The 17,637-nt window shown below is 71.8% G+C and carries 17 protein-coding genes and 1 pseudogene; 10 read left to right on the top strand and 8 right to left on the bottom strand.

Annotated features, from left to right (window positions below):
• The first annotated feature begins 29 nt into the window (after positions 1 to 29).
• The 5 genes from ACIBG8_RS08930 to ACIBG8_RS08910 all read left to right on the top strand — a co-directional run bounded on the left by ACIBG8_RS08930 (position 30) and on the right by ACIBG8_RS08910 (position 7,326).
• Entirely contained in the window at positions 30 to 2,654 is a 2,625-nt protein-coding gene (locus ACIBG8_RS08930; RefSeq protein WP_397342046.1) for an AAA family ATPase, read from the top strand.
• Between the two features lie 132 nt (positions 2,655 to 2,786).
• A complete protein-coding gene (locus ACIBG8_RS08925) occupies positions 2,787 to 3,188 on the top strand; it encodes a hypothetical protein (protein WP_397342045.1) in 402 nt (133 codons plus the stop codon).
• Positions 3,189 to 3,279: 91 nt separating this feature from the next.
• Positions 3,280 to 5,742: a cation-translocating P-type ATPase gene (locus tag ACIBG8_RS08920; RefSeq protein WP_397342044.1), complete on the top strand. Its 2,463-nt coding sequence runs from the start codon at positions 3,280 to 3,282 to the stop codon at positions 5,740 to 5,742.
• Position 5,743: 1 nt separating this feature from the next.
• Positions 5,744 to 6,595, top strand: coding sequence for a universal stress protein (locus ACIBG8_RS08915; protein ID WP_397342043.1), 852 nt, complete (start codon positions 5,744 to 5,746; stop codon positions 6,593 to 6,595).
• The gene (locus ACIBG8_RS08910) at positions 6,592 to 7,326 is read left to right on the top strand and encodes a DUF6544 family protein (RefSeq protein ID WP_397342042.1); all 735 of its coding nucleotides are present in this window, start codon (positions 6,592 to 6,594) and stop codon (positions 7,324 to 7,326) included. The genes ACIBG8_RS08915 and ACIBG8_RS08910 overlap by 4 nt, the downstream gene beginning before the upstream one ends.
• 16 nt (positions 7,327 to 7,342) lie before the next feature.
• Here ACIBG8_RS08910 and ACIBG8_RS08905 read toward each other — a convergent pair whose 3' ends face one another.
• The 4 genes from ACIBG8_RS08905 to ACIBG8_RS08890 form a co-directional block, all read right to left on the bottom strand.
• Positions 7,343 to 8,554 (bottom strand): acetyl-CoA C-acyltransferase, encoded by a 1,212-nt coding sequence (locus tag ACIBG8_RS08905; RefSeq protein WP_397342040.1) that lies wholly within the window; start codon positions 8,552 to 8,554, stop codon positions 7,343 to 7,345.
• A 20-nt stretch (positions 8,555 to 8,574) separates the two neighbouring features.
• Positions 8,575 to 10,386 carry an asparagine synthase (glutamine-hydrolyzing) gene (asnB, locus tag ACIBG8_RS08900; RefSeq protein ID WP_397342039.1) on the bottom strand — a complete coding sequence of 604 codons (1,812 nt, stop codon included), beginning with the start codon at positions 10,384 to 10,386 and terminating at the stop codon, positions 8,575 to 8,577.
• Positions 10,387 to 10,656: 270 nt separating this feature from the next.
• Positions 10,657 to 11,019 carry a DUF5655 domain-containing protein gene (locus ACIBG8_RS08895; RefSeq protein WP_397342038.1) on the bottom strand — a complete coding sequence of 121 codons (363 nt, stop codon included), beginning with the start codon at positions 11,017 to 11,019 and terminating at the stop codon, positions 10,657 to 10,659.
• A gap of 157 nt (positions 11,020 to 11,176) precedes the next feature.
• Positions 11,177 to 11,536, bottom strand: coding sequence for an NAD(P)H-dependent glycerol-3-phosphate dehydrogenase (locus ACIBG8_RS08890; protein ID WP_397342037.1), 360 nt, complete (start codon positions 11,534 to 11,536; stop codon positions 11,177 to 11,179).
• A gap of 20 nt (positions 11,537 to 11,556) precedes the next feature.
• Here ACIBG8_RS08890 and ACIBG8_RS08885 point away from each other — a divergent pair, with 20 nt between their 5' ends.
• The 3 genes from ACIBG8_RS08885 to ACIBG8_RS08875 are packed head-to-tail and all read left to right on the top strand — an operon-like array spanning position 11,557 to position 12,851.
• Positions 11,557 to 12,459 carry a hypothetical protein gene (locus tag ACIBG8_RS08885; protein ID WP_397342036.1) on the top strand — a complete coding sequence of 301 codons (903 nt, stop codon included), beginning with the start codon at positions 11,557 to 11,559 and terminating at the stop codon, positions 12,457 to 12,459.
• Entirely contained in the window at positions 12,375 to 12,599 is a 225-nt protein-coding gene (locus ACIBG8_RS08880; protein WP_397342035.1) for a hypothetical protein, read from the top strand. Before ACIBG8_RS08885 ends, ACIBG8_RS08880 begins: the two co-directional genes overlap by 85 nt.
• Entirely contained in the window at positions 12,600 to 12,851 is a 252-nt protein-coding gene (locus tag ACIBG8_RS08875; RefSeq protein WP_397342034.1) for a hypothetical protein, read from the top strand.
• Positions 12,852 to 12,902: 51 nt separating this feature from the next.
• Here the strand turns inward: ACIBG8_RS08875 and ACIBG8_RS08870 are convergent, their stop codons facing one another.
• The 3 genes from ACIBG8_RS08870 to ACIBG8_RS08860 form a co-directional block, all read right to left on the bottom strand.
• Positions 12,903 to 14,657 (bottom strand): PxKF domain-containing protein, encoded by a 1,755-nt coding sequence (locus ACIBG8_RS08870; protein WP_397342033.1) that lies wholly within the window; start codon positions 14,655 to 14,657, stop codon positions 12,903 to 12,905.
• 37 nt (positions 14,658 to 14,694) lie between these two features.
• Positions 14,695 to 15,036: an STAS domain-containing protein gene (locus ACIBG8_RS08865; protein ID WP_397342032.1), complete on the bottom strand. Its 342-nt coding sequence runs from the start codon at positions 15,034 to 15,036 to the stop codon at positions 14,695 to 14,697.
• Positions 15,037 to 15,192: 156 nt separating this feature from the next.
• On the bottom strand, positions 15,193 to 15,426 hold the full coding sequence (locus tag ACIBG8_RS08860) for a DUF3040 domain-containing protein (RefSeq protein ID WP_397342031.1): 234 nt from the start codon (positions 15,424 to 15,426) through the stop codon (positions 15,193 to 15,195).
• A gap of 590 nt (positions 15,427 to 16,016) precedes the next feature.
• Between ACIBG8_RS08860 and ACIBG8_RS08855 the strand changes: the two are divergent.
• Positions 16,017 to 16,082, top strand: a pseudogene (locus ACIBG8_RS08855) (hypothetical protein); the annotation flags it as partial.
• A 114-nt stretch (positions 16,083 to 16,196) separates the two neighbouring features.
• Here the strand turns inward: ACIBG8_RS08855 and ACIBG8_RS08850 are convergent.
• Positions 16,197 to 16,628, bottom strand: a complete 432-nt coding sequence (locus ACIBG8_RS08850; protein WP_397342030.1) for a pyridoxamine 5'-phosphate oxidase family protein — start codon at positions 16,626 to 16,628, stop codon at positions 16,197 to 16,199.
• Between the two features lie 151 nt (positions 16,629 to 16,779).
• Here ACIBG8_RS08850 and ACIBG8_RS08845 point away from each other — a divergent pair, with 151 nt between their 5' ends.
• A complete protein-coding gene (locus ACIBG8_RS08845; protein WP_397342029.1) occupies positions 16,780 to 17,622 on the top strand; it encodes a universal stress protein in 843 nt (280 codons plus the stop codon).
• Positions 17,623 to 17,637 lie beyond the last annotated feature (15 nt).

Here is a 17,637-nt window from a genome sequence, read left to right as displayed (position 1 = left end):
TCAAATGACTGCAGTGAGGAGACGATCACATGGACATCATCGGACGGGCCGAAGAGCTGGGCGCACTGCGGCAGACGGTCGACCGCGCCCCTGGCGTCCTGCCCAATGTCGTGCTGCACGGCGACCCGGGCGTGGGCAAATCCGTGCTGCTGCAGGCCACGATCGCCTACGCCAGGCAACAGGGCGTCAGGGTGGTGGGAGGCTGCGGCTTCGAATCGGAGGCGCAGCTGGCCTTCGCCGGGCTGCATCAGCTGTTCGCGCCGGTGATGGAGTACCTGGACCGGGTGGAGCCCTTCCACCAGGAGACCCTGCGCCGGGTCCTGGGGCTGCGGGACGGTCCGACGCCCGACCGGCTGGCGATCTCGGTGGCGTCCCTGGCGGTGCTGGCGGCCGTGGCCGAGGACGGGCCGGTACTGATCGCCGTGGAGGACGCCCACTGGGTGGACCATCCCACGCGCGAGGTGATGATGTTCATCCTGTTACGGCTGCAGCCGTACGACATGCGGGCCGTCTTCGCCCGCCGGCCGCTGACCGCCACCGAGCGCGTCACGCCCGGCGTTCACATGCTGGAGGTCGGGCCCCTCGACGACGAGGCGGCCGGGCAGCTGCTGGACCTGCTGCACCCCGGCCTGCCGCCGTCAGTGCGCGAACGGGTGCTCGCCGACGCCGCGGGCAACCCCCTGGCGATTACCGAGCTGCCGCACACCTCCGTCGGCGTGGAGCTGCTGCCCACCGGGACGTCCCTGCGCACCCGGCTGGAGACCGGCTTCGCGGGGAGGTTGCTGGAACTGCCGCCGCGCATCCGCACGACGCTGCTGGTGGCAGCCCTCGACGGCGACCGGCTGGAGCATCGCGCCGAGCTGACGCCGTACGAGCTACTGGAGGCCGAGCGGGCGGGCCTGGTCACCCGCGACTCCACTCCGTCAGGCCTGCGTTTCCGCCACCCGCTGGTCAGATCGGCGATCATCAAGACGGCCTCTCCGGAGGAGACCCGCGAGGCGCACACCATCCTGGCCGAGCAGCACAGGGCCGATCCCGAGCTGCGCATGTGGCACCTGGCGGCGGCCACCGTGGAACCGGACGAGGACGTGGCCGCCGAGATCGAGAAGGCCGCCCGCGCGGTGAGCCTGCGGGGCGGCAGCGGGCTGGCGGTCAAGGCGCTGCAGCGGGCGGCCGAGCTCACCCCGGACCGGTCGGCCCGCGCCGCGCGGCTGGAGCTCGCGGCCGAGCTGGCCGGTGAGTCCGGCCAGCTGGGTCTGGCACAGGAGCTGCTGGACGAGGTGCGCAGCCACCTGAGCGACCCGGCCAGGGCGCTGGCGGTGCGGGCGCAGATCCTCATGCTGCGCGACGGCGACCTGGACGCCGCCCGCCGCCTGCTGCGCGGCACACCCGGGGCTGGCCCGCTGGTCAGGGTGATGGCAGCCTCCTACGCCCAGGACCCAGAGGAGTGGGCGGCGGTCACCGACGTGGTCGCCGGGTGCGACGACGAGCATGTGCGCCTGTTGCACGACGTGTTCCTGGGCGTCGGTACGGCGGAGCGCGTGCGGGCGGCGCTGGACGAGCTGCCCGGCGACGCCCCGCCCGGCCAGGTGGCCGCATTGTGCCGGGCGGCGACCTGGATGGACCTGCTCCCCGACTACCGTGCCCACATCCGCGCCCTGACCGACGGCGAGTCCGGTCAGGGAGCGGTCACGCACGCGGCCAGCGGCTACTGGCTGGCCTCCCACGACCACTTCCTGGCCGGACAGTGGGAGGCCGCGGAGAACTCGGCCAACGCCGGGCTGGACCTGTGCGTCCGCCACGACCTGGAACTCCTGGCGCATGACCTGCGGTGCAGCCTGGGCTGGATCGCAGCCGGCCGAGGCGATGCCGACAGCGCCCGGGAGTACAGCAGGACCGTCGAGCAATGGGCGGCGCCACGCGGCAGCGCGCTGCACCTGACGCTGGCCGCTCGCAACCTCGCGCTGGCCGCGATGGCCCACGGCGACTACGAGACGGCCTACGTGCATTGGACGAGCATCAGCCCTCCCGGCGTCATCCCCCTGTACGTGGCGTTCGCGCCGTGGGCGGTCTTCGAGCTGGTCGAGTCCGCGATGCGGACCGGCAGGACGGCCGAGGCCCAGGCGCACGCCGCCGCCGCGGCCGACCTGGCCGACCGGGCTCCCCGGCTGCGCCTGCACGTCATGGCCGCCCAAGCGCTGGTCGCACCGGACGAGGAGGCGGTGCCGCTGTTCAAGGCCGCGCTCGCGCTGCCCAGGACGGAACGCTGGCCGTTCGACCACGCTCGCGTACGGCTGGCGCTGGGCGAACTGCAGCGCCGCCGCCTGCAACCGGGCGAGGCCAGACCAGAGCTGCGCCGGGCCGCCGACCTGTTCGCCGGGATCGGCGCCACCGCCTGGCAGCAGCGGGCAGAACAGGAGTTGCGAGCCACCGGCGTGGCGGTGACACAGCGTCCCAACGCCGCCCACGGACTGACCGCCCAGCAGTTGGAGGTCGCACTCCTGGCCGCCTCGGGCTTGAGCAACAAGGAGATCGGCGAGCGGCTGTTCCTGTCATCCAGGACCGTCAGCGCCCATCTGTACCGGATCTTCCCCAAGCTCGGCATCACCTCCCGAGCCGCCCTGCGTGACGCGTTGGAAGGTGCGGCCAGCTGACTGCTGGGCGCCTACCGCCGCCACTGCTGGAAGAAGTGGGGGCGAAAGCCGTGACATCGGGGACTTTCGCCCCTCCGGCCGCGGACGGTCGGCTGCGAGCCTGGAAGGGAGAGCGGAAGGGAGGTGTGGGCGATGAGGTTGACCTGGAAGGACGGAGTGGCAACAGCGTTCATGGCGGCGATGACCGCCGTCTACGTCATGTTCCTGCAGGGAACCGATTGGCCGATCATCGACAGTGTCCGCGGTGCCGCCGGCACGATCCTGGTGCTCGGCATGGTCGGTGGGTGCGCGATGAGCAGGGGCGATCTGTACGAGAAGCCGATGACCACGGTCAAGCGGTTCTTCGTGGCGATCGCGACGGTGCTCGGGGTCACCGCGCTGGCCGGCGCGGTGATCGCGCTGATCACGGCCAGTGAGGTCGCTCTGGGCGTGTTCTTCTTCGCCACGGCCGCATTGTGGCTGGTCGCGACGTTGAGGCACGCGTTCATCACGACCGACACGCTGACGCGTGACACCCACGAGGTGATCAGGTGAACCGATCGACCCCTCTCCACGGGACCTTGGGCCCGAGGAGAGGGGTCTTTCTGCTCGCGCCACGGACCACTGCCGATGATCAGGTGGAGGCATGGACACCGCCGAACGCGCCGGACTGAGCGCGCACGAAGCCGCACGCCTGCTGGCCGAACACGGCCGGAACACCTTGCCTCAGCCCAGCCCGCCGTCGCTGCCCGCCCGGGTGGTGCGGCACCTGGCCGATCCGCTGTCGATCCTGCTGCTGGTGGCGGGCGTGGTGACCCTCCTGGTGCTGGGCGAGGTGCCGGAGGGCGCGGCGATCCTGGTCATCCTGCTGGTGAACGTGGTCATCGGGGTGAGCCAGGAGGTGCGGGCAGAACAGGCCGTACGCGCGCTGAAGTCGCTGACCGCGCCGATGGCCAAGGTGCGCCGCGACGGCACGCTCCTGCGCATCCCGGCGGCCGAGGTGGTGCCGGGCGACCTGGTGGAACTGGCGGCCGGCGACCGGGTCCCCGCGGACGCCCAGGTCGTCGAGGCCGGGTCACTGGGGGTCGACGAGGCGATGCTGACCGGCGAGTCCGCGTCGGCGAGCAAGCGGCCGGGCGGGGCGCACGAGGGACCTCTGGGCGACCGCGACGGCGAGGTGTTCTCCGGGACGCTCGTGGTGCGCGGCTCCGGCGTGGCGCTGGTCCGGCGGACCGGCGCCGGGACGCAGATGGGGCGCATCGCCACGGCACTGCACGGCGGCGTCAAGGGGCCGCTGGAAGTGGAGCTGGCGCAGGTGTCCCGGCGCATCGGCGCGCTGGCGATCGGCGCCGGCGCGGTGATGGTCGTCCTCGGGTTCAGCCGTGGCGGGATCGCGCCGCTCGACCTGATCCTGGCCGGAGTGGCGCTGGCGATCGCCGCCGTCCCTGAGAGCATGGCGGCGGCGGTGACCACCGCGCTGGCCCTCGGCTCGCAGCGCATGGCCAAGCTGGGCGTCATCGTCCGCAGGTTGTCGGCCATCCAGGCGCTGGGGGCCGTCACGGTCATCGCCTCGGACAAGACCGGGACCTTGACGACCGGCAGGCTCACCGTCCTGGACCAGGTCGAGGTGCCCGGCACGGACCTGTGGCTGGCCTCGCTGCGGTGCAACGACGCGCGTGACGGGCTGGGCGACGGCGTCGACCTGGCGTTGCGCGAGGCCGCCGACCGTCGTGGGGTACGGCTGCCGCCGGGCGAGACACGGCTGGCCACCAGGCCGTTCGACGCCGAGACCCGGTCCATGGCGGTCGTCACCGACGGGCCGAGGCTCACCGTCAAGGGCGCTCCAGAAGTGGTGCTCGCCCGCTGCGTGCCCGGTGAAGCGGCCGATCAGTTGGCGCGAGCCGTACCCGAGCTGGCCGGGAAAGGGCTGCGGGTGCTGGCCCTCGCCGAGAAGGACTGCGGCGACCTGGACGCCGGCGGGCTGACCCCGGTCGGGCTGGTCGGGCTGCGCGACGAGGTGCGCGCATCGGCGGCCCAGGCCGTCGCGGACTGCCGCGCGGCCGGAATCCGCGTGGTCATGGTGACCGGCGACCACGCCGACACGGCCCGCGCGGTCGCGGAGGAGGTCGGAATCGAGCCAGACCCGGTCGTGACCGGCGGCGGGCAGGACGGCGAGCTGCGCACCGCGGGGGTGCTCGCCCGGGTGGACCCGGCTACGAAGCTGGACCTGGTGCGGGCGCTGCGCGACGGCGGCGAGGTCGTCGCCATGACGGGCGACGGGGTCAACGACGCGCCGGCGCTGCGGCACGCCGACGTCGGGGTCGCGATGGCCGGTGACGAGGGCACCGACGTGGCCAGGGAGGCGGCCGCGGTGGTCGTCACGAACGGCGAGCTCGGCACGATCGTCACCGGGATCCGTGAGGGCCGCCGCCTGCACCACAACGTCGCCTCGATGATCGGCTACCTGCTCGCGGGCAACCTCGCCGAGATCTTCCTCGTGCTGGTCGGCATGCTGGCCTGGCCCGACCTGGTCATCCCGCTGCTGCCCGTGCACCTCCTCTGGATCAACCTCGTCCTGGACGGCATCCCGGCCATCGCGCTCGGCGTGGACCGGGCCACGGGAGATCCGCTGGCCACCAGGGCCGAACGCGGGCTGCTGTCCGGCGCGGTCCTGGCGCGGATCTGCGGGCGCGCGCTGGTGGTCGGGGTGCTGGTGTTCGCCGCCGTGGAGGTGGCCAGGCGGCTCGGGTGGAGCGAGGAGCAGGTCAGGACGCAGGCCGTCCTGGCTCTGGTCCTCGCCAGGCTGACCCTGGCCTACGTCGTCAGGGCCCGGCGCTGGGTCTTCGAGCGCGGCTGGTGGAGGGGCAGGGCCGTCGCGGTGGCCGTGCTCGGTACGGCCGCGCTGCAGGCGCTGGTCACGCTGGTGCCTCCGCTCGGCACCCTGCTCGCGCTCACCCCGCTGCCTGCGACCGGGTGGGTGGTGGCGTTCGGGGTGGCCGCGCTCACCGTGGCGCTAACGGGCCGAAAGACCTTCCGCAAGGGGTCGTTCGCCCGCAGCGGCGAGATCGCGGTCCGCGGTGCGATGGAGAAGACCAGAAGGGAGTCGTGAAATGTCGAGATATGTGTTGGTGGCGACCGACGGGTCCGCCCCGGCGACCGAGGCCGTCGCGTGGGCGGCGCGCGACGCGGTCCTCCTGGAGCGCCCGCTGCGTATCGTCCACGTGGCGTGGAGGTGGGCAGCCGACGTCCCGTTGCACACGATGCACGGCACGCTGTCCGAGTACGGCCACGCCGTACTCGAGAAGGCCGAAGAAGTGGCGCGTACGGCGGCGCCGGGCGTGGAGGTGGAGACCGCCCTGCTGTCCAGCGAGGTGATCGAGGCGCTCATGGCCGAGGCCGAGGACGCCGTGGAGATCGTGCTGGGACGGCGCGGCCACACCGGCCTGTCGGCGTTGCACGGCGGGTCGACGGGCACGGCGCTGGCCGGGCACCTCGCGACCCCGGTGATCATCGTGGGGGAGCAGCCGGAGACGGCGCAGTCGGAGATCGTGGTGGGCTTCGACGGCTCCGACCACGCGCAGGCGGCGCTGGAGTACGCCTTCGAGCGGGCCGTCCTGCACGGTGCGCGGGTGCGGGCCGTCTTCGCGTGGCAGGTGCCGATGTTCTCGCCGTACATCATCGGCTACGCCCCGATCTACCACGACATCTTCGGCCTGGAGAAGAAGCGCGCCCTGGAGGCGCTGGAGCCGTGGCGGGAGAAGTACCCGCAGGTGGAGGTCGTGGAGGAGGTCGTCTTCGGCTCGCCGGTGCTGGCCATCACGGAGGCCTCCGCCCACGCGGACCTGGCCGTGGTGGGCTCGCGCGGCCGCGGCGGGCTGCGCTCCGCGCTGCTCGGTTCCGTCAGCCACGGCGTCGTCAACCACGCCCACTGCCCGGTGGCCGTCGTGCGAGCGCGGGCATGAGCACCGTCCTGGCCCCGCCGTACCTGAGCGATCGGGCGCGGCGCGACTGGGCCGTCCTGCAGGAGGAGACCCGCGCACCCGCGGCGTTCGATCCGGCGGACGCCGACCTGCTGCCCGAGCCGGCGCGGCGCTGGGTGCTGCACGCGATCAGGCCGGGCACGCCCCTGCGCAGGACGGCGCTGCTGCGTACGCATGGCACGATCATGCTCGGCGCCTGGCGGAGGTTCACCGCCGACCAGGTGCTGCGCCCGCCGGACGGGTTCGTGTGGGCGGCACGGGTGGCCTGGCCGCCCGTGCACGGCTTCGACCGCTACCGCGCGGGTCAGGGCGAGATGCGCTGGCGGCTGCTCAACCTGGTCTCGGTGATGTCGGGCGACGGGCCGGACATCACCAGGAGCGCGGCGGGCAGGCTGGCGAGCGAGTTCGTGATGACCCCCGCGGCAGCCCTGGACGAGGGCGTGCTGTGGAAGGCGATCGACGAGCGGCACGCCATGGCGCGCATCCCGGTGGACGGCAAGGACCTCGAGGTCACCATCGGCGTCGGGTCCTGCGGGAACCTCGAAGGCGTGAGCGTGCGGCGCTGGCACGACAGCCTCTACGACACCTTCGAGGTCGCCGTCGACCGCGAGGCCACCTTCGACGGGTTCACCATCCCCGCCGAGGTGCGGGCCTCCTGGAAGTCCGGCGGCGAGTTCATCCGCTTCACCGTCGACGACGCCCTGTACCGCTGACCGGCGGCCGATCCCTTCAGACGCGTTCGATGATCATCGCCATGCCGAGCCCGCCGGCCGCCACCACCGAGATCAGCGCGGTCTGCCCGTCGTGGTGGCGCAGCAGTTCGAGCGCGGTGGTGGTGAGCCGGGCGCCGGCCGCGCCGTAGGGTTCGCCGAGCGCGATGGAGCCGCCGGCGGGGTTCATCCGGCCGGGGTCCAGGCCGAGTTCGGCGCAGTAGGCCAGTACCTGGGCGGCGAAGGGCTCGTTGCCGGTGACCAGGTCGAGGTCGCCGAGCGTCATGCCCGCCCGGTCCAGGACCGCCCTGGTCGCCGCCACCGGGGCGGGGCCCTCGATCTCCGGCGACAGCGCGGACACCGCGGTGGCCACGATCCTGGCCTGGGGGCGGATGCCGCGGCGACGCGCCTGCTCGTCGGACATCACGACGACCGCGGCGGCGCCGTCGCTCAGCGGTGCGCTGTTGCCTGCGGTGACGCGCCCGTCGGGGCGGAACCTGGCGGGCAGGGCGGCCAGGCTCTGGACGGTGACCCCGATCCTGGGGCAGTCGTCGACCGTGATCAGCCTGCCGTCGGGGGTCTTGATCGGCAGCGGGGCGTGGAGGCCCGCCTGGAGGGCGTGCTGGGTTCGCTGCTGGGAGCGCGCCGCGTAGGCGTCCATGTCGGCGCGCGTGATGGCGTAGCGGTCGGCGACGTTCTCGGCGGCCAGCCCGACCGCGATGTAGGGGTCGGGCAGCTCGCCGGAGGAGCGGGGGTCGCTCCAGGCGGGGACGCCGCCCGCGGCGTGCTCCGCGCTGCGCCGCATGGCCCGCGCGAAGGCCGGGTTCTCGGTGCCGGGCCAGCTGTCGCTGCTTCCGGCGGCCAGCCGAGACTGCGACTCCACACCTCCGGCCACGACGACCTGCGCGTCCCCGCAGCGTACCGCCTGGGCGGCCATCCTGATCGCCTGCAGTGAGGAGGTGCAGAACCGGTTGACGGTCACCCCGGGCAGGTGGTCCCAGCCCAGCAGGACGGCGGCGATCCTGGCGATGTTGAACCCCTGCTCCCCGCCGGGCAGGGCGCACCCGGCGATGAGGTCGTCCAGGTCGCCGGGACGCAGCTCGGGAACCTGCGACACGGCGGCCTCGACCACGGTCGCCAGCAGGTCGTCGGGACGGACCCCGGCCAGCGATCCCTTGTGCGCGCGTCCGATGGGCGAGCGCACGGCCGAGACGATGACAGCGTCGGGCATGGGTGTTCCTCTCATGGCCATCACAGGCTCAGGCGCGGCCGGTGGGCGCGCATCCAGTGGTCCAGGTCCAGCACGAACTCCAGGCCCGCCCGGGGGAAGCGGTCGGCGACCTCGGGACGCAGCAGCAACGCGCGCAGCGCCCGCACGTCCAGCAGGGCCAGCGCTGGGCTGTCGCCGAGCAACAGGGCCTCGACCTGGCCCGTCAGCGCCCGCCGGTAGGCGGCGTCGCGCACCATCGGGTAGGGGCTCTTGCGCCGCCGCAGGATCTGCTCGGGCACCAGGCCGCCCGCCGCCGCCCGCAGCAGGCTCTTCTCCCGGCCGTCGAAGGTCTTCAGCGGCCAGGGGGTGTTGAAGACGTACTCGACCAGCCGGTGGTCGCAGAACGGCACGCGGACCTCCAGGCCGCAGCTCATGCTGAGCCGGTCGGTGCGCTCCAGCAGCGCGGGCAGGAACCTGGTCAGGTTGAGGTAGCTGCCGGTCCGCAGCTCGCGCTCGCGGGCCGAGGTGCCGGGCAGGTGGTCGAGTTCGGCCACGGCCTGCCGGTAGAGGTCGGCGCGATGCGCGCGCAGGTCGAGCGCCGCGGCCAGACCGGGGTCCAGCAGCCGGGTCAGGTCCGGGCCCACCACCTGGTTCCACGGGAAGTCCGTCGCGCTGTCGGCGCCGTCGCGGAACCAGCGGTAGCCGCCGAACAGTTCGTCGGCGGCCTCGCCTGACAGCGCCACCACATGCTCCTGCCGTACGGCACGCAGAAGCAGCAGCAGCGAGGAGTCGAAATCGCCCATCCCCAGCCCGTCCCTGGCCTCCACCACGGCCGCGCGCAGGGCGGGGTCGGCCAGGTCGGCGGGCGGGATCACGACGCGCCGGTGCCGGGAGCCGAGGTGAGCGGCCATCAGGTCCACGTACGGCGCGTCCCACTCCCGGCGCATCGCGTCGTCGGTCGATTCCTGGCTGGCGCCGAAGTCGACCGACGTGGTGTTCCCGCCGCCGGCGATTGCGGCGATGACGCTGGAGTCCAGGCCGCCCGACAGCAGCGTGCACAGGGGCACGTCGGCCTGCAGGTGACCCTGGACGGACGCGGTCAGCAGGGAACGGACCGTGGCGATCGTGGTGGGCAGGTCATCGGTGTGCTCGCGCGGGGTCAGCGCCCAGTAGCGGCGGGAGCGTACCCCGTGCTCGTCGAGCGTGACCGTGTGCGCGGGCGGGACCTCCGCCATTCCCTTGAACACTGCCCGCCCAGGGGTGTTGACCATGGGGTGTGAGGACAGCAGCAGCTCGCGCAAGCCGTTCAGATCGAGTTCGGTCCGCGAACCCGGGTGGGCCAGGACCGCCTTGGGCTCGGAACCGAAGGCGACGACGTCCCGGGTGTGCCGGAAGTAGAGGGGTTTGACGCCGAGCCTGTCCCTGGCCAGCAGGAGGCGCCGCAGCCGGACGTCCCAGATCGCGAAAGCGAACATGCCCTCCAGGCGGGTCACCGCATCCAGGCCCCAGGCCAGGTAGGCCTTCAGCACGACCTCGCTGTCGGAGCGGGTGGCGAAGGCGAACCCCTCCGCCGCCAGCTCGCGGCGCAGCGCGTGGTGGTTGTAGATCTCGCCGGTGAACACCAGCGCGGCCACCGGGCGGCCGTCATGCTCGTGCACCACCGGCTGGCGCCCGCCCTCCAGGTCGACCACGGCCAGCCGGGTGTGGCCCAGGGCGGCCGGACCGTCGATCCACGACGTTTGCGCGTCGGGGCCGCGGCAGGCGAGCGTCTCCACCATGGGCTTCAACGCCAGCTCCGCATCGCCCTCCGGTCCGTGCCCGCGCAAGTCGACCACGCCCGCCAAGCCACACATGAGGCCCCCGCATCTCAATCCTGTAGTCCGCGGTGCGCAGATCCGGCAGCCGTCAGGGAAATTGTTGCTGCGCGCGGGTAACCCGGTGCCCATGAACAGCACAAACCTCGGCGGCCTGCGCCGTCGCATGGCCAGGGCCGGGCTCGCGCCATGCTCGATCCGCGCACTCTTCGCTTGGATCACTTGATCTTTACAGCGAGCAGGTGGGACAGCCTGGTTTCTCGAGCCCGTACGCGGTAGATGGGCCCCGGCTATGGTCGGCCTTGTTGGTCAGGATCCGGTGGCTTTCTCGGCGCTCTCCTCCAGCCAGCCGAGGACTTCGTCGTCGATGTCGCCCAGCTCTTGAATCTCCAGGTGGTGGATCCAGCGCTTGCCCGAGGAGTGCGTGACCTCCTTGAACCGCGACGACTCGACCTTGTGGTCGAGATCGATGGTGAGCACGACCGCGGCCTGCGGGTTCCGCAGGTACTGCCCAGGCCGCCACAGATAGGCGAACCCTCGACCCCTCCGAAAGGCGACCTGGCTCTTGGTCGTCCTCACCTCCACCGGGCCGAGACTCTCAAGGGCCGTCTGGACCTTCTTGAAGACCTTGATCGCGAACGGATGGCCCTGGAAGAACTCCTCTGGTGTCATCTCATTCCCCTACCCCTGATCAACCGAGCGAGGCGACCCCACTGCCGATGACGCCTAGACCGCCTGCTCGACGACCCAGACCCTGCACCGTTGGGGGATAGCAGCTGCAGTGGCGGGCACGCCATGGCGCGTCGGCGACGCGCTGTGCCGCTGGGCCTCACCAGGGCTCCGCCTCGTGGCCCGCGGGCACGTGACGGAGCCCCGAGTAGGCGTCCTGCGCCGTCGTGGTCCCGGCGATGGTCCGGCAGATCGGCATCTCCAGGCCGTGCAGATCGCCGAGCTCGACGGCCACCGGGGTGGTCCGTACCCCCTCGGCCACCTGGGTCATCTCGCCGAGCACATCCTCAAGCCTGCGCCCCTTGCTCAGCTGTTCGCCCACGTGCCTGTTGCGGCTCTGCAGGTCGCCGAGCCCGGTCAGCCCCGCGAAGGTGGCCGCCTGGCCGCCCATCGCCACGCCGAGCTGGGTGAGCTCGGCCAGCCCCCGCGTGATGACGGCCGCCCTGGTGTTGTCGCCCACGCCGAGCCGGGGCCATCGCCATGGTGAAGATGGGTGGCATCGGCGCCATCTTCGTCGCCGTCCTGGCGATCGTCATGGCCGTCAGGTACACCCGCGCGGAGGAGGAGACCGGACGCCTGGAACTCGTCGGAGCCACGTGGTGGGCCGCCGGGCCCCGCTCACCGCAGCCCCTGCTGGAGGTCACCGGCGCCAGCCTCGTGCTGGCCGCGCTGACCGGGTTCGGGCTGATCGCGGCCGGACTTCCGGCGGCCAGGTCGTTCGCCTTCAGGCTGGCCTGGGCCGGAGTCGGGATCGCCTTCGCGGTGTGCGCCCAGCTGACCAGCAGCGCCAGGACGGCCACCGCCTCGGCGACCGCCGTACTCGGCGTGGTCTACGTGCTGCGGGCCATCGGCGACACCGCTGACCAGACCGGCCCGCAGTGGCTGACCTGGCTGTCGCCGATCGGGTGGGGCCAGCAGTTCCGCCCCTACGCGGGCAACCGGTGGTGGGTGCTGCTGATCACGGTCGGCTTCGCCGTCGCTGGATCGCTGGTCGCCTACGCGCTGGTGGCGCGCCGCGACATGGGCGCGGGCCTGTTCCACGACCGGCCGGGCCCGGCCTCCGCCGCCGCGTCCCTGCGTTCCCCGCTCGCCCTGGCCTGGCGCCTGGACCGGGCGGGACTGCTCGGCTGGACCTCGGCCTTCGTCCTGCTCGGCCTGGTGTTCGGCAACATCGCCTCCAGCATCGGCGGATTCCTGGAGAGCCCCGAGGTCCGCGACATGATCACCAGCCTGGGCGGGGTGAAGGGGATCGCCGACGCCTTCCTGGCCGCGTGTACGGCATGCAGACCGTGCTGCGGGTGCGCGCGGAGGAGAGCAGCCTGCGGGCCGAGCCGATCCTGGCCACCGCGACCAGCAGGACCGGCTGGGCCGCTGGGCACCTGACGACGGCGCTGGCCGGGACGACGGTGCTCATGGCGGGGACCGGGCTCGGAGCCGGGCTCGCGCACGGCGCCAAGGTCGGCGACATGGGACAGGTGGGCCGGGTGCTCACCGGTGCGCTGGTGCAGTTGCCCGCGGTGTAGGTGCTGGTCGGGCTCACCATGGCCGCCTTCGGGCTGGCTCCCCGGCTGAGCGGCGTCGGCTGGGCGGCGCTCGTCGGATTCGTCCTGCTCGGCGAGCTCGGGCGGCTGCTGCGGCTCGACGCGTGGCTGCTGAACCTGTCGCCGTTCGCCCACGTCCCCAAGCTGCCGGGAGCTCCGCTCGCGGCGCTGACGGTCCTGGCCGCACTGCTCATCGCCGCCGGGCTGGCGGGCCTGCGCCGCCGCGACGTCTGACGCCACGCCCGCCCATCAAAGGAGCCCCTTGAGTGGCTCGCGTCCCCGTCGCTATCTGAACCGGAAATGGAAGGCGAGCTGCGCGTTGGCGTAGGACGGGACGTTCTTTCCGAACCTGAGGATGAGTTGTCTGCAGGTGGACGACCAGCTCCTGTCGGTCTTCCACACATAGGTGTACGTGTCACTTCCAGCGTTGTAGGTGAGACCGGCGCGCGTGGAGGTCGTGGACTCGATGGCGTCGGCCGGCTGACCGAGGAACGTCTGGCAGTCGACGTTCCGCGAGGCCGGATAGCCGCTCGCGAGGATGTCGAGGCCGGCGTCGCCAGGCAGGCTGAACGTCAGGGGAACTCCCGATCCAGCGGTGGACACGTTCACTGTCGGCGGCGGGTCGACCGGGCCGGTGAAACCGGCGAGCACGACGTAATGGTGCGTCACCGTGCTGGTGTTGCCCGCGGTGTCCCGTGCGACGACGGAGAACGTGTGACCGCCGGTCGAGGAGGTCGGGAGTGCTGCGCCGTTCCCCACGTTCGCGCCGTCGGCCGTGGCGACGCAGGACGCGAGTCCCGATGCGCCGTGCTCGTCGGTGCAGGTGTAGTCGGCGATGACGGTCTGTCCGACGGTGAAGGTGGCGTCAGCGGCCGGTGTGAGCACGGACACGGACGGAGCGATCGTGTCCGCCTGGCTCGTGGTGGTGGTGAGGAAGAGCTGGGGAACCTGGAGGGTGTAGGGCGAGGTGAAGAAGTTCGGCGAGTTCGTCGACAGCCCCATGAGGGATCCGTCCGCGTTCAGACCCTGGCTGTCGGCATGGTCACCGTTGCCGGTCGTGCCTTGGGCGGTGTGCCCCGCGAGCCTCTGCGTGCCGTGTGACAGATCGTAGATGGTGGTCAGGCGGGGTGATCCGTTCGAGCCCGTGGCGAACGTGTTTCCGTCCCGGGAGCTCCAGTCGCCCGCGCCCGCCCAGATGAACGACACCGTCCCGTCCACCCGGTCCCATCGGTAGCTGCAGACGGGCCCCGGGCAGGGGGTGCCGGGGTCCAGACTCTGGTTCGACCTGATGAAGACGTAGCGACCGTCCCGGGAGATGGTGTCGATGTTGTTCGTCGAGCCGGGCGGGCCCGTCTGGATGTGTCCGAGCATGGAGTCGTAGACGAACACGCCGCTGTCGCCGAAGGCCAGATAGCGGCCGTCACCCGAAAGCGACAGCTGGTATCGGCCGCCGGCCACTCTGGTGGTGACGTTGGTCGTCATGTCGCGCAGGTAGATGCCCGATCCGGTGAACATCGGAGTGAAGGCGACGACGTTGCCGTCGCCTGACATGGCACAGAAGCGGGCGTCGAGGACATGACCGGCCTCATCCCTTGATCCGAGGTGAACGTCTCCCGTGGTCAGGTCCTTGACGAAACAGTGCTGGTTGCCATCGGCAACGCCTGGGTCGAGGTCGGGGTCCGCACTCAACAGCATGAGGCGCCGGCCGTCCGCGCTGATGTTGAAGTCTCCGTTCGCGGTCACGCCGCCCTGGAAGGTGGTCGTGCCGCTCTGCCGGTCCCGGAGGTAGACACCTCGCCCCTGGCCTCCGAGATCGTCTGACGACGCGCGGAAGCCTACATACCGGGCGTCGTCGGAGATGGCGAAGGTGTGGCCGCCAGGGCCGCCTCCATAGGGTTCGAATCCCTGGCCGGCGACGTGGCCGGTCGAGGACACAGAAACGATCTCCGGCCACGACGCGCTCGCCGCGTTCGACCGGGACGGGAGGCTCAGGAGGGCGCAGAGGGTCCAGGTGAGCAGTACGGCCAGCGCGCGCGACATGGGGTTCCACCGTTTCATCGGGGGGCGAATTTGCGGCTCACGCGATCGCCAGCTCGCTCATGCGCATGACGTGGAGCATCTGGGCGGGGATCGCGTCGAGGGCGACGCCGCCGCCGCGGGACGCCGCTTCCTCCACGCAGCCGAGAACCGCTCGCAGGCCGCCCACGTCGCAGAAGGTCACACCGTCCAGGTCCAGCACGAGGCGGGGACCGTGGTGCTCGAGGGTGGCGAACACCAGCTCGCGCAGCGCCATCTCCGTCGCTATGTCCAGCTCGCCGTGAACGGACAGCACGACCGTGCCGTCGGGGCGCGAGGTCGTGGACGACAGCAGGCCTCTCGCGACGGAGCGAGCCGGTCGAATCCGAGGGCACAAGTCCACGCTCACCTCCCTGAGACGCTCCTGTCCGACAACGTCCATGCTGATGAATCACGCGGCACCCCGGTAGGGCACAAAGTCCCTAGACAGCGGGCTTACGGACCACCACGGTGTGAGGACCTGCCGGTGCCGCAGCCGGGCGGCCGTGCCGTACCGTGATCACGGCCAGGCGAGCAGGAGCAGGACGAGCGCCATGACCGCCAGCAGCAGCCCCGCCACGTGACGCTTGGTGATCCATGCGATGAAGTCGTCCGAGGGCCGCCGCCGCAGTGCCGGATGTGGTGCCAGGCCGACGAGTACCGTCACGCGGCGGGCGAAGGCGGGGTCTTCGCGCACCAGCCGTTTTTCGATCCGCGCCCAGCTACGGCGCTCCTGCCGTGTCAGACCTTCCATCGCCCTCACCGCCGTTGCCGGGTCAGTCCCTTCGAGGCCGCCGGCGCGGCGACCACTGCTTCGCACGGTAGGCGAGCCGCACTGGCTCCGGGACGGGCACAAGGTCCGCCACCTGTGGGACCAAGGTCCCCTCTCCGGCCATGCCCCGACACCCCGAAGGGTCGGCAGGAACAACCACGCCTCCTGTCGGCGCCATCGCGTCGGCTCGGTGAGCAGGAACCTCACCGCGAGCGCCGCCTGCCCCGTGGCCGTCCTACGCGGCTCGCCAACCGCGGTGCACGGGGAGATCGCGGTTGGCGTCGACACGGCCGAGCGTTCCCGGGCCGCCATCGAGTTTGACGTCGGTTCACACCTGGTTCGTGGTGCCGTCCAGGTTCGGCACGGGGCCGATGCTCGCCCGGGGGATCATCACGGAGGCGTAGCGCTCCGCGAGAACCTGGCGTCGTGGCGCGAGGCCTACCCCGACGTGCCCCTCACCGAATCCGTGGTGTTCTGGGCACGCGGCCGAGATCCTGTGCCAGGCTTCCGCGTTCGCCCTGGCCGGGCCAGGCGGTGACGGCGATCAACAGGTGCCGCTGTCGATCGCCGGGATGAAGCTGCTGGCGCACTATCCGGTGTCGGTGGTCACCGACGTGAGCGGCGGCCTCAACGTCACCGCGTTCTCCTACGACGGCCGGCTCGAGTTCGGCTTCACGGCCTGCCGCGAGCTGGTGCCCGGACGTGTGGACCCTGCCCGGCCGCCTCCGCGAGGCGCTGGCCGAGCTGGCTCCCTAGAGCACGTGGATGCGGCGGCCGGTGATCCGGGAGGGGATGATCCTGACGTAGAGGTCGCGCTCGCCGCCCGCCCACGGCTGCACGTCGACGTCGGATTCGGCCATGTGGTGGGCCGGTCCCTGGACGAGGACGCTCCTGCCCTCGTGCTTGGCCTCGTCGATCTGGTCCACCTCGAAGGCGATCTTGATCTCCAGCCCTTCGAGACCGGTGCGCAGATCCTCGTCCATCGCCCCGCCGTACCTGGTCCTGAAGACGATCGCGCCGTCCTGCATCCGGTAGTTGACCGGAAGGACCGTCGGGCCGTGCGAGCCGCTGAAGGCGACCCGGCCGATGCCACCGGGGGAGATCAGGCGCAGGCACTCCTTCTCGTCGAGCTCCTCCAGGCCTTCATGGTGTCGGGTCATGGGGTTGCCTGGTGCTTCTGACATGAGCTTCTCCTCGGGTGCTGGGACCGCGCCTTCCACGCTAGGGGTGGTACGGCCGCCCACGACATGGCCGTTGGACCCGGTGACGTGGGACTTACGGCCCTGGGGCCGGGGCGTGGCGCGGGGTGCGATGGAGGTGACACAGGAGGACATCATGATCATTGTTGGAGTCGACGGTTCCGCCGCCGCCCGCGCCGCCGTCGAATGGGCGGCGGACGACGCCGCCCGCACCCGCCAGCCGCTGCGCCTGGTGCACGCGGTCGACCGCCTGCCGTACCAGATCTCCAGGTACCCGGGCCCGGTCCAGTACGACGCGCTGCGCGACGCGGCGCACAAGATGTTGCGAGAGGCCGCCGACCTGGCCCGCGAGCGCCAGCCGGAGGTCGCCGTGAGCACCGCCCTCGTCGAGGGCTCGCCGGTCGTGGCCCTGCAGGACCAGGCCAAGGAGGCGACCGAGATCGTCCTGGGCAGCCGGGGGCTCGGCGGGTTCACCGGAGCGCTCCTCGGCTCCGTCAGCGCGCGCGTGGCCGGGCAGGTGCACTGCCCCGTGGTCGTCGTACGCCCCGAGTACGCCGACCGCCGCGGCGAGATCGTGGTCGGCGTCGACGACTCGCCCGAGTGTGACGCCGCGCTCGCCTACGCCTTCGAGCAGGCCAAGCTCCGCGGCGCCACCCTGCGGGCCGTGCACGCCTGGCTGCTGCCGATCCACCACTACGCGCCGGAGATCGGCTACGACATGGACGAGATCCGCCAGGCCCAGCACCAGGTCGTCAGGGACAAGCTGGCCACGATCAGGTCCGCGTACCCCGAGGTGAAGGTGATCGAGGACGTCTACGCCGCGCCCACGGTCGACGCGCTCACCGAGGCGTCGGACAACGCCACCCTGCTGGTCGTCGGCTCGCACGGCCGCGGCGCCGTCGGTTCCGTGCTGCTCGGCTCGGTCAGCCGCGGCGTCCTGCACCACGCCCGCTCCGCCGTGGCCGTGGTCAGGGCCTGAACCCACTGAGGAGGA

Origin of the sequence: Nonomuraea sp. NPDC050556, from assembly GCF_044457355.1 — a bacterium.
Lineage (GTDB): Bacteria > Actinomycetota > Actinomycetes > Streptosporangiales > Streptosporangiaceae > Nonomuraea.
The sequence above is the reverse complement of the archived record's forward strand: the minus strand, read 5'-3'. Positions and strand labels throughout refer to the sequence as shown.